We start from the raw sequence: 12,258 nt of genomic DNA, 5'->3' as shown, positions 1-12,258 counted from the left end.
TTTGCTCTGCGCAAAGTTATGATATAATTTCACTATACATATGGTGTCAGAGTATTTTTTGGAGATAATTATATATGATAAGCTCTATACAAGAACCTAATGAACTCAGAAAACGTTTACAAGGATTTTATCGTACTGATGAAAAGAGTTATATACGTTATCTTGTAGAAAAAACAGAGCTTTCGGCTGATTCAAAAAATAGAATTTATAATATAGCAAAACAAGTTATTGAAAAAATCAAACACAATAAATTAAGTATTGTAGATTCCTTTATGCAGCAATACTCGCTTTCCAATGATGAAGGAATAGCATTGATGTGCCTTGCTGAATCGCTACTTAGAATACCAGATGATTATACAATAGACGAAATAATCAAAGATAAAATTGCCAATCAGGAATGGAATAAATATTTAGGGCACTCTTCTTCGTTGTTTGTTAATGCTTCCACATGGAGCTTGATGATAGGTAGCAGTATATTGAGAGATAATGAAGGCGATTCGAAGTTCTATTACGCAATTTCTAAGTTACTTAAGAATTTAGGAGAACCGATCATTCGCAAAGCAGTAAAACAAGCAATGTCTATGCTTGGTAATCATTTTGTTGTTGGAGAAACCATAGAAGAAGCTTTAAGGTACGCAAAACTAGATGACAATAGTAAGTTTTTATACTCTTTTGATATGCTCGGTGAAGCTGCTCACACAGCTGAGGATGCAGAAGAGTATTTTAATTCATATATGCATTCAATAAAAGCTATAGGTGAATCCACTGAAATAAATGATTGTTTTAAATCCCATGGAATTTCAATCAAACTTTCTGCTTTGCATCCACGTTATGAATTTGGTCAATTTGGCCGAATTGCTGGTGAGATATTCACTAAGGTTTTAGAGCTCTGCCGCGAGGCAAAAAAATACAACATTTCACTATGCATAGACGCAGAAGAAACAGAAAGGCTTGAAATTTCCTTAATCTTGTTTGAACAATTACGGCTTGATGAATCACTTTCTGAGTGGGAAGGGCTCGGCTTGGCTGTACAAGCATATCAAAAGCGCGCTTTATCTGTTCTTGACTTTGTTGAAGATGTTGCTATCCGATCAAAGCACAAAATTATGGTGAGGCTTGTAAAAGGTGCATATTGGGATTCAGAAATCAAGCGTACGCAAGAATTGGGATTAAATGATTACTCAGTATTTACAAGAAAAAGCTATACTGACGTATCTTACCTCATGTGCGCACAGAAACTTTTGAGTAAACCAAACAGCTTTTACCCATGCTTTGGAACTCATAACGTCTATACTTTTGCTTCTATCATGGAACTTGCTGATAAAAACCACCCTGGATTTGAATTTCAACGCTTACATGGAATGGCAAAAGACTTATATGATTATGCAATGTCAGAGCTTGCAACAAATGTTAGCTGTCGTGTCTACGCACCCGTTGGGGAACATAGTGACTTGTTGCCTTATCTTATAAGATGCCTTCTTGAGAATGGAGCTAATAGTTCATTTGTTAATCAAACAAATGATTCTAACGTTAAAATTGATGAGTTAATTTCAGATCCACTGGAAAAAGCTATAAATTTTAATTATGAACCTCATCCAGGCATTCCATTACCACAAGATATTTTGGGACCAGAAAGAAAAAATTCCTTGGGGATGGATATTAGTGATTCTGTGATAGTCTCACAATTTGCAGATGATATAAAGGGTTTTAGTGAAAAAAAGTGGCAAGTTGGACCAATAATTGATGGAAAAGCACTATTTGATAATGCTGAATTTATCGAAGTAGTGAATCCTGCACATTTGGAAAATGTAATTGGAGAAGTGTCAAGTGCAACAAGCGATCAAGCTTTAAACGCTCTTGAAATAGCACATAGTGCTTTTGCTAAGTGGCAGAATGTTTCAGCAGAAGAGCGCGCTAAATGCCTTGAAAAAGCTGCAGATTTGCTTGAGGAAAGGATGAAAGAGTTAATTTACATTCTGATTGTGGAAGCAGGAAAAATTTTATCCGATGCAATAGCAGAAGTAAGAGAGGCAATCGACTTTCTGCGTTATTATGCAATGATAGCAAAGAATGAACTGAGCGACTGGAAAAAATTGCCAGGTCCAACAGGTGAAGATAACTTCATCTTTTTTGAAGGCAGGGGAGTTTTCTTATGCATATCACCATGGAATTTTCCACTTGCTATTTTTCTTGGGCAGGTTTCAGCTGCACTTGCAGCAGGTAATGCAGTGCTGGCAAAACCGGCAGAGCAAACGCCGATTATTGCCTACGAAGCTGTTAAGATACTACATGAAGCTGGGATACCAAAGAATGTGTTACACCTCATTCCTGGGGATGGTGGATATTTAGGCAAAATATTAGTTCCAGACAATAGAATTGCCGGAGTAGCTTTTACTGGCTCAACACAAACTGCTCAAATAATCAATAAAATGCTTGCAAATAGGGATGGTCCTATCGTGCCACTTATTGCTGAAACAGGAGGGCTCAATGCTATGATAGTTGATAGCTCTGCTCTTTTAGAGCAAGTGGCTATGGATGCTTTGCTTTCTGCGTTTCGTAGCAGTGGTCAACGCTGTTCTGCGCTTAGAGTGCTGTTTATTCAAGAGGACATAGCAGAGAAGCAGATAAAAATGATATGCGGTGCAGCGCAAGAACTCAAGATTGGTGACCCAATACAACTTAGTACTGATATTGGTCCAATAATTGACAAAGCATCTATCGATATGCTAACTCAACATACGCAAAAAATGTCAGAGGATGAAGATTCAAATCTGTTATTTAAAGTACCCATGGATACAAATTCTCATAATGGTTATTTCTTTCCTCCATATATTTATGAGATACAAAAAATTTCGCAATTAAAGCAAGAAGTATTTGGTCCTATTTTACATATCATACGTTTTAACAAGTCACAATTAAATGAAGTTATAAGTGATATAAATAGTACTGGATATGGGCTTACGTTTTCTTTGCAGAGTCGTATACAAAGTCAAATTGACACTATAAGTAAAAAAATATCAGTTGGAAATGTCTACATCAACCGTAACCAGATAGGTGCAGCAGTTGGGATACAACCATTTGGTGGTAGAGGACTATCTGGCACTGGGCCAAAAGCTGGTGGTCCTCATTATTTACAGCGTTTTTCTACAGAAAAAGTTGTAAGTGTTAACACTACAGCATTTGGTGGTAACACTACACTTATGTGTTTGGATTAATTTGCAGGCCCTAATTTTTCTTACCCCTAAACTAGACGTTCGTGCAGTTATGTACACAGCGCTAAAATCCGAAAAGGACCAGCTCATGCACTGAAATAAATCGTATCCGTTCAGCCAATGGCGTCAACTTAAGAACTTTCATTAGCAAACTCTCCTAAAGACATGATGGCGTTTAGGCTTATCTACTTTATTGCGGCTGTCCCGGTCGGATTTTAACTTTAGCGCGTATACTTAAAAAGGGCTTGAAAGTTTTTTGGCGCAATAAGTACCTGATAGAGTTTCTGCCTCATTACACCAAATAAAACTGAAAAATTTAAACGATACTCAGTAATTTGATCTGGGTTCCAAGGCCCTTGTGCATCACATATATGAAGCGATAATATATTGCACATGACCAAGTTTGCCCAAAATTCTTGTAATACAGCCTCTCCAGAAAAATTCTCTAACTCTGCTCCTACTTTGAGTCGTTTATAGCACTCCTCTATGTGCCACCTTAACACATAAGCTTTGCTCCAAAGTCTCGGTCAAAAACTCTGTTTCTCAGTTGGCTAATGTCAGCACTATAACTCTTACTTTCTGTCCTTTCATTTTATTTTTTAGCTTTTCATTTTCTAATATAAAATCAAAATCTAATTCGCCAGCGTTCCCATAGCTTATTATAATTTCTTTTTTGCAAGCGAAAAATAAAGTCTACTTCCAAATCATAATGCTGCTGAATGAATTTTACTGAAGACGATCATAGATAAATAATAATTTCTCTTGATTTAATAAACGCATTTGAGTGATAACTTCGGGTAATTGCTCTGCCGCCAACGTTTGTTCACCTATATTCCAAGCTGCAAGACGAGCACTACAAATCAGCAAAGTACACAAATCAACAAACAAATTGCCAATGGTGCCTGTTGTTCCATTTGGTTCAAACTCGGATACAATTTTCCCAGAGCTGGGTAATCTCATACCAGAACCATCTGCTGCAATAAGTCTATAGCCTCTCCAACTCAGGTTCATCCTGATAGGCTGTTTGGATGCTTAAATTCTTGAAAGCCTGTATGGCAAATCTTATACCTTGCTTTAGAAAAAGCTTGCTTTGAGGGTACATGTCAATGGCTCCATAAGTTCACATTCTATTCCCAAACTTTTTTTAACTAACTTTAAAATCATAGAAAATACTGTCGAAAAAGGAAGTTTTCTTGTTCGTGTAAAACTCAACACAATGGATTTTCTGAAAAGTTTTCGAGTATATTATATTTTTAATTTGTAGAATAAGGTTTTTTCCTTTTTGCATATTTCACCTAAAAAGGACACATTTTAGACTTCTTTGTTGAAATAAAACAGAAACAAAAGTGCTGTCCCTTGCACTCTTTGGATAATTTAATGATAAAAAATTTGGAGAGAAATTTTATACACAATCTCTGACATTTTTCCTTAAGTTGACGCCATTGTGTGAACGGTTACGGTTTCCCGTCTTCACCATGCTATATAGAAAAAAGTCTGGATTCCAATTTGCATGACAATATGGAGTATCTGCTTCTTTCATCCCAGTGGGATCTTTTATTCCATTTTATCAACAGTTTGTTTTGCAGTATCAAACAATTTTAATCCTATAATCCCGAATGTAACTAAAATAAAGCATATTACTTCGAATAAATTAACTGGTTCATCAAATAGGTAAACTCCAAGTATCGAAGCTCCTATAGCGCCCACTCCAGTCCAAATTGCATAGCATACTCCGATAGGTATAGAACGTGTAGCGAGCGAAAGTAAATATGTACTAAGAGCCATGGAGAGTATGCTAATTATTGATGGTACGAGATGAGTAAATCCATAACTATGCTTAAGTGTTATGACCCAGAACACTTCAATTAGTGACGATAAGAGTAAATATATCCAATTCATGCATAAATTTTTAGGTTTAAATAGAGAGCTTTAGCCCTATGCTTCCTATTACAATTAAAACGATACATAAAACTTGAGATAAATTAATATTCTCTGTGAAAGTGGTTGCACCAATTATAGTTATTCCAATTGTGCATATTCCAGAGGAAACTGCATAGCATACTCTAATAGGTAGAAAGCATGCTGCAAGAGATAAAAAATAAATGCTAATGATCATAATTACCAATGTTGCAATCGAAGGCACAACTTTAGTAAAACTGTTACTAAACTTTAGCGTTACAGCCCACAGTATCTCTAGGATACTAGACAGCAACAAATACAACCAGCACATTTTCGTAACATTTCAATCTTGTATTGTAACAGAAATTGTTAGTTAAAACTACACTAAAGTGCAATAGATCTCTCTTTCGGAATTGCTTTAATATCAAACTTAAAACAACATCCTAAAAAACTTTTCTACGAAATTCAATTCCTGCACGTCATTTGCTGCATAAAGTGGTGTAGTTTGTTGCTCAATACCTGGTATTTCTACAAAAACTTTGCCCACTTCTTGACCTTTTTTAATGGGTGCAGGTATCATATCTTTATATTCAATACGCACCTTAATTTGGTCATGCAATTTGCGGTTGTAAGTTATGGTAACATCGTTTGCAACTGTAATAGGCACTTTTTTATCTTTTCCATAGAGAACATTTACTTCCTCAACTACGCTATCCTTAGCGAATATTTTCTTGGTGTTAAAATGATTTAAGGAGTATTGTATCAGTCTTTTTGCTTCTTCTATTCGCTCTTTCTCAGTGTTTAAGCCATTTACGACAGCAAAAATTCTCCTATCATTTCGTTTTGCAGATGCTACAATGCCGTAACCACCAGCATTTGTATAACCGGTTTTTAAACCGTCAACCCCAATGTCGTGAAAAAGTAGAAGATTTTTATTCTTTTGTACAATTTCATTATATGTCAAATATTGTTCAGAAAATAAATCATAATATTCAGGAAAATCGGTGAAAATCCTTTTTGCCAGCATTACCAAGTCTTTTGCGTTCATAAAATGATCTTTATCTGGCCACCCGCTTGAGTTGACAAAATGACTGTCATTCAGATTCAAATTTTGTGCAACTTCATTCATTTCAGCCACAAAATTCTCTTCTGATCCTGCAATGCCCTCGGCTAGTGTTATGCAGGCATCATTGCCTGAGACTATTGTAATTCCTTCAAGTAATTCCCTCACCGTAACGGATTGACCTTCTTTCAAAAACATAGAAGAGCCTCTCCTTTCCCACGCTTTTCTACTTACTCGAAATTTATCCTCCATGTGTATTATTCCAGCTTTTAGATAATCGAAGGCTATATATAAAGTCATTAGCTTGCTCATTGAAGATGGGGCCATTTTTTCATCGGAATTATGGTCAAAAATGAATGAGTCTGAAGCTAAATCTAAGACTACTGCTTGCTTTGCTTTGGTTCTAAACTGGTATGAGTATGAAGAAAAAGGAAGTATAAAAACTAATAGCAAAATTACCAATCTGCTTAACATATCTATAATTTTAAATTTATAGTGCACTAATTAATAGTATAATTTTACAGGGGCATTTCAATAGATCTCTTGCATAAAAATTCCTTGACAAACCTCGCCAGCCCCCTTATCATGAAACTGAAGCTATTTATTTATCTTCTCTGTACAGATTAAATGACAAAAAAACTCACGTATCTGGCGTCTCATGTTTAATTTTTTGCACTATGTGCACCTTATGTCTTTATAAAATTTCTAGGTTTTTACCTAATATAAGCTAAAATGCGCTTATAAAGCATTTAAAACATAAAAAAACGCCAACTTAAAAAATGGATAGTGAATAACTAGCTACCCTAGGGTTTCTTTTGCCTTTTTTTCTGTTTAGTAAATTTCTTAAACATTTATGACTAAAGGTTAGTTGCATTAAAAAGCAGCTAAATCGCGGTTATTAAGCGTTTAGAATAAAAAAACGCCATACTTGAAAGTATAATGTAAGTAATTAGCCAACCACGGGGCTTCTTTTGCCTTTTTTTTCGTTTGGTAAATTTCTTAAATATTTATAGCTAAACGACAACCGTCATCCCGCTACGTGTTAGCGGGATCTCTTGTTAGCGGCTGAGATACCGCGAATGAATCGCGGTATGACGTAGGATTGCTGTCATTCCGCTGCTTGTTAACGGCTGAATACCGCGAATGAATCGCGGTATGACGGTTAAGTATCCCGCTGCTTGGATGACAGCAGATCACCTCTTCACAAAGATTTTATCAGTAATACGCATATCAATTATACTCCAATTGCTGAAAGTAAAATCAGTTGTATTTTGCAAGTGGTTTAAATAGTCCCATGCACTATAAGGGTTATCTTCAGGCAGTTTTACTGTGGAATCGTTATCAAGTATGATATTCCATCTTCTATTCCCTATATAAGCAAAAGAAGAAATGTGGTCTCTTAATTGAGTTTTACTCTCCAACACATCTCTAACAAATTCTAGGTTTGATAACGAGTTTTGTCCTGTAATTACAACAAGATCATCTATTAAATAGTCATCTACGATCACTTTACCTTCGAAATCAATTACCGAAGTTTTGTTATTATCTTTCCAGAGAGCAAACGGTTTATGCTCATCTATATTAATGTGTAGAGTATTGGGCAAAATTCTGTGAACTCTTACGTGTTTTATCCATCTGCTTACGGATTGTATGTTACCGGCAAGTTTTGAAAGTGACATATACAGGATAGGTTGCGTTCTATCTGTCAAACTTAGAATATCCTTTTTGTTTGTAAATTTATTGCCGCTCACGACTACTTCGTCGATTGAAAATCCACTACTGAGTAATAAACTAGATAGGCAGTCATTATACCAAGTAAAGTAGTAATTAAATCGATTTATTATTTTATCAAGTGAGCTGTAAAGTATTAGCGTAAGAAAAAGTGCTGTGATAATAACCAAGGCACACTTACGCAAAAAACTCCTTTGGCTTCTAGTAATACTGCTCAACATGACTTAAATCCCTAATATTTTTGTGCTGCAAACTATCTTCAATAATAATTTTAACTAATTCATTAAAATTGATTCCTTTTGCCAATTTTGCAATTTCTGGCACTAACGATAACTCAGTAAAGCCAGGATGTGTATTAATCTCAAGCATTTTTAAAGTGTTATTTTTGGGATTATAACGGAAATCTGAGCGGGAAATAGTTTTGCATCCTAAAAATTGATGAACTTTCAGTGCGTGTTCCAAGGTCATTTTATATATATTGTTAGGAATTTCAGCAGGAAATATATGTTCTGCAAATCCATCTGTATACTTTGCTTCATAATCATAGAATTTATTTTTTGGTCGTACTTCTATAGTGCCAATTGCTTCATCCAGCAATACAGCAGTATGTAACTCTATGCCCGGTATGTATTCTTCTACGATCATCTTTTCCATTATAGTAGAACTATTATCTTTCAGTTCTAAGTAATCCTCGTGCGAGAAAATTATGTACACTCCAATACTTGAACCTTCATTAATTGGTTTTAAGACGTACGGATAATCGATTTTAATATTATTTTTTAGTAGATCTTCTCGGCTAATTACATAACCTTTTGGAGTGTCGATACTAAGGGACCGAAATATATGCTTTGACATCACTTTATTCATAGCAACAGCAGAAGCCATAACTCCTGAGTGTGTATATTTTATACCTAAAATCTCCAGTAAACCTTGAATGCAGCCATCTTCACCATAAGGTCCATGCAGAGCAATAAAAGCAAGCTCAGGATTAATTTTTCTAAGCTTTTCAGCAACGTTGCTGTCAACATCTATTTCTATTGCATTATATGAAAGGCTATCAAGCGCCTTTTTTACTGCTTTTCCACTCATAAGCGATACTTCTCTCTCACAAGAAAACCCACCACTTAAAATTGCTATAGTTGGAATCATGGGCATTCTATGTTTTACTATATAGCATATATAAAAGATGCTCTTATCTTCAATAGAAAAAATGCTTTCTATAGCTCTATCCTATGCACAACTGTACGAACGTTTGTTTTGTTAAGGTGATCTATAGCTAACCCAAGAAAGGTTTTCCTACGTCATACCGCGATTCATTCGCGGTATCTCTTAGCATCTTACTATTACCCACAAATATAAATGTTTGTTGCATAGCTCTTAATGGCATAACTTTTGCTTGAAATAATTGTTTATATGGTGCAATTTACAGCTTTTAGTTGCTAAAATTATAACTCTTAGTTTAATAATTTTAATCCAATAAGCTTTCAGGTTAATAAAATTAAATTATTTGAGTAAATACAATACTATGTTTTTATTTGTGGGTAATAGTAAGCTTAGCATAGATCCCGCTAACACGTAGCGGGATGACGGTTGTCAGGCTAGCTGTCATCCCAGTGCCCAGACACTGGAATCCAGCCTTTCTGCAATCTTATCGAAAACGTTGTAACCACTTTCTATGCTAGTTTGCTTGCTCACAAGCAAACTTTTCTGGATCCCAGTGTCAAGCACTGGGATGACACCCTCCTGGTAGCACAATGTTCGTACGATTGTGCGTCACGCGTTGGAATGACAAAAAAGAGTGAGTTGCTAGTTTTTCATATGGTTATGCAAGGAGTCTGATCTTTTTCTTTGTTAATATTACTCTAAATTTTCGTCAAAATAAGTTGTTTTATCCTTTTTTTCCTTATACTCTTCTGCTGTATAGAGAGGTTGCTTCTTAGCTGTGATATTTGGCCATTTTTGTGAGTATTCTACGTTTATGTTGTAAAATGATTTGAAGATTTTTTGTTCACTGTTCAGTAACTCTTCATCTAGTTCTAAAATATCTTTTATGGAATCATCAGTTACAATTGCATCTACTGGACACTCAGGTATGCACACTCCGCAATCAATACATTCATCTGGGTTAATCACGAGCATGTTTTTACCTTCATAGAAGCAGTCAACGGGACATACTTCCACACAGTCCGTATATTTACATTTTATGCATTTATCTGTAACAAAATGCGTCATAAAACACTGTATATTTGCATTATCTTGGGTACACTAAATTGATAAGAAATTCAAGTCTTTTATGAAGATAAATAAATTGAACAACAAAGAATTAGAAGTATGGTTAAGCTTGGCTAGAACTATAGGACCAATAAAGTTTTTTAGTATACTAAGAACATATGGATCGCTAGATGAGGTGCTAAAATATCTCAATAGGGTGGCTAATAATAAGGTGTATGGCATTCAAGATGCACGAGAAGAAATCAATAATGCAGAAAGAATTGGAGCTAAAATTATACCCGCATGTGACCCAGATTACCCTGATCTTTTAAGAAATATCTCTAGTTGTCCTCCTGTAATAACTGCGCTTGGTGATATATCATTATTAAGCCGTGAGATAATTGCAATAATCGGTGGGCGTAACTCTTCAATAAATGGAAGAAATTTTGCCAATAAGTTGGCACTTGATTTAAGTGAAGCTGGTTTTGTTATTGTTTCTGGACTTGCAAAAGGAATCGATACTGCAGCAAACAGTGTAATATACAAAAATCATCCTACTATTGCTGTTACAGCAAGCGGAATTGATGTGGTGTACCCAAAAGAAAATTTTGATCTATACAAAAAAATCACCGAGAATGGCGGATTAATAGTTACTGAGCTTCCATTTGCTACTAAACCAAAGCCTCAGTATTTTCCTCAGAGGAATCGAATTATATCTGGTCTATCGCTGGGTGTTGCAGTGATTGAAGCATCGAAACGTTCTGGCTCTCTAATAACAGCAGATTTTGCTTTAAATCAAGGGAGAGAGGTGTTTGCAGTTTCTGGTTTCCCTTTAGATTCACGCTGTAGTGGTAGTAATTATTTAATTAAAAACGGTGCTAAGCTTATCGAATCCGCTGATGACATAATAGAGAGTATTAGGTTTAGTTTACCTCCGCAGCAAAAAAACCTATTTGATGTTGAGCACCATTTTGTTAACCAAAAACAAGAAAAATTACAACAGGCAAAATCTGTTATAGTTGATCATATTAACTCTGTACCTGTTGATATAGATGAACTTATATTAGCAAGCGGACTTTCTACCAACATAGCTCTAATGGCTCTTTTAGAACTAGAGTTGGAAAACAAAATAGAGCGTTCACCGGGGAATAAAATATCGTTAATTTTCTAGATTACTTTAGCTATACTAGATGCTCGTACAGACATATGCTTGACACTGGAATGATGCCATTTGTTATAGGATTCTTAGTTGCTGATTTTAGAATTGATAAGAGAAAACTTTTTTTCAACTTGTTGTATAATTTTATAAAAGTGATCGAAATCTAAGCTTGCACTGCCAATTAAAACTCCTGATAAATTTGAGATACTGAGCAAATTTTCTATATTTTCTGAACTGACTGAACCACCATATATAATGTGTTTTTTACTAGTACACAATTTTATTACCTCTATCACCTTAGCAATTGCATCATTATTTGGCACATGACCTGTGCCTATTGCCCATATTGGCTCATATGCTACGGTATATTCACCGTGTGTTGGCAAACGGTTTTTGCATTGATATTCTATTACTTCTTTTGTTTTTTCATTCTTATAATCTTCTGAATTTTCACCCACACAGATAATTGGGTGTAAGCCTGATTCTATTGCTATTTCCGACTTAAGTTTTATTTCACTATCTTTTTCATTAGCCCTTTCAGAATGCCCAAGTATTACGTAAGTACACCCTAGTTCTTTTAACATTTCTGCACTAATTTCACCTGTGTAAGAACCGAACTTTTTATGATGGCAATTCTGTGCTCCTATATTAATATTATTGTTCAACTCTATACTGCTTGGAAATGACGTAAAAGGAGGGCAAATCACTAGCTTAGAGGTAATTTCGTTGCTCTTGTTGTTAAGTTTGCCTATAAAGTCAACAAATGAAGAACGCATTCCATTCATTTTCCAATTTGCTACTATTAAAAAGGACATCAACTTTACTTATATGGGCGAGAGTGCCGGCTGTCGGACTTGAACTGACAACCTACTGATTACAAGTCAGTTGCTCTACCAATTGAGCTAAGCCGGCGTTAAACACATTAATAATATACAATTATCAATGAATTTTAGTCAACTAATTTTTAAAATACTGTATAATGA

Annotated in this window: 10 protein-coding genes, 1 tRNA gene and 1 pseudogene; 2 read left to right on the top strand and 10 right to left on the bottom strand. The window is 35.2% G+C overall.

The window, feature by feature from the left end:
- The first annotated feature begins 74 nt into the window (after positions 1-74).
- Positions 75-3,215, top strand: coding sequence for a bifunctional proline dehydrogenase/L-glutamate gamma-semialdehyde dehydrogenase PutA (gene putA / locus INQ25_RS03710; protein ID WP_213863091.1), 3,141 nt, complete (start codon positions 75-77; stop codon positions 3,213-3,215).
- A gap of 141 nt (positions 3,216-3,356) precedes the next feature.
- On the opposite strand, the pseudogene INQ25_RS03705 reads toward putA, so the two are convergent.
- The 8 genes and pseudogenes from INQ25_RS03705 to INQ25_RS03670 all read right to left on the bottom strand — a co-directional run bounded on the left by INQ25_RS03705 (position 3,357) and on the right by INQ25_RS03670 (position 10,137).
- Positions 3,357-4,500 (bottom strand): annotated as a pseudogene (locus INQ25_RS03705) (transposase).
- A 266-nt stretch (positions 4,501-4,766) separates the two neighbouring features.
- The gene (locus tag INQ25_RS03700; protein ID WP_006279756.1) at positions 4,767-5,111 is read right to left on the bottom strand and encodes a DMT family transporter; all 345 of its coding nucleotides are present in this window, start codon (positions 5,109-5,111) and stop codon (positions 4,767-4,769) included.
- Positions 5,112-5,127: 16 nt separating this feature from the next.
- Complete coding sequence (locus INQ25_RS03695; protein WP_010082606.1) at positions 5,128-5,442, bottom strand: DMT family transporter; 315 nt, start codon at positions 5,440-5,442, stop codon at positions 5,128-5,130.
- 99 nt (positions 5,443-5,541) lie between these two features.
- Positions 5,542-6,648 (bottom strand): D-alanyl-D-alanine carboxypeptidase family protein, encoded by a 1,107-nt coding sequence (locus INQ25_RS03690; protein ID WP_213863090.1) that lies wholly within the window; start codon positions 6,646-6,648, stop codon positions 5,542-5,544.
- Between the two features lie 719 nt (positions 6,649-7,367).
- On the bottom strand, positions 7,368-8,126 hold the full coding sequence (locus tag INQ25_RS03685) for a cell division protein FtsQ/DivIB (RefSeq protein WP_213863089.1): 759 nt from the start codon (positions 8,124-8,126) through the stop codon (positions 7,368-7,370).
- Entirely contained in the window at positions 8,107-9,060 is a 954-nt protein-coding gene (locus INQ25_RS03680) for a D-alanine--D-alanine ligase (RefSeq protein WP_213863088.1), read from the bottom strand. The genes INQ25_RS03685 and INQ25_RS03680 overlap by 20 nt, the downstream gene beginning before the upstream one ends.
- A 450-nt stretch (positions 9,061-9,510) precedes the next feature.
- Positions 9,511-9,660 (bottom strand): hypothetical protein, encoded by a 150-nt coding sequence (locus tag INQ25_RS03675; RefSeq protein ID WP_213863087.1) that lies wholly within the window; start codon positions 9,658-9,660, stop codon positions 9,511-9,513.
- Positions 9,661-9,762: 102 nt separating this feature from the next.
- Positions 9,763-10,137, bottom strand: coding sequence for a ferredoxin family protein (locus INQ25_RS03670; protein WP_213863086.1), 375 nt, complete (start codon positions 10,135-10,137; stop codon positions 9,763-9,765).
- A 61-nt stretch (positions 10,138-10,198) separates the two neighbouring features.
- Here INQ25_RS03670 and dprA point away from each other — a divergent pair, with 61 nt between their 5' ends.
- Positions 10,199-11,287: a DNA-processing protein DprA gene (gene dprA, locus INQ25_RS03665; RefSeq protein WP_213863085.1), complete on the top strand. Its 1,089-nt coding sequence runs from the start codon at positions 10,199-10,201 to the stop codon at positions 11,285-11,287.
- A 74-nt stretch (positions 11,288-11,361) separates the two neighbouring features.
- Here dprA and INQ25_RS03660 read toward each other — a convergent pair whose 3' ends face one another.
- Together INQ25_RS03660 and INQ25_RS03655 are read right to left on the bottom strand one after the other, a co-directional pair.
- Positions 11,362-12,090: a triosephosphate isomerase gene (locus INQ25_RS03660; RefSeq protein ID WP_015588848.1), complete on the bottom strand. Its 729-nt coding sequence runs from the start codon at positions 12,088-12,090 to the stop codon at positions 11,362-11,364.
- A gap of 24 nt (positions 12,091-12,114) precedes the next feature.
- Positions 12,115-12,187, bottom strand: a tRNA-Thr gene (locus INQ25_RS03655).
- Positions 12,188-12,258 lie beyond the last annotated feature (71 nt).

This window comes from Wolbachia endosymbiont of Rhagoletis cerasi, assembly GCF_018454475.1.
In the GTDB taxonomy this organism is placed as follows: Bacteria; Pseudomonadota; Alphaproteobacteria; order Rickettsiales; family Anaplasmataceae; genus Wolbachia; species Wolbachia pipientis.
Note: the sequence above shows the minus strand (reverse complement) of the source record. Positions and strands in the feature narration are given on the sequence as shown.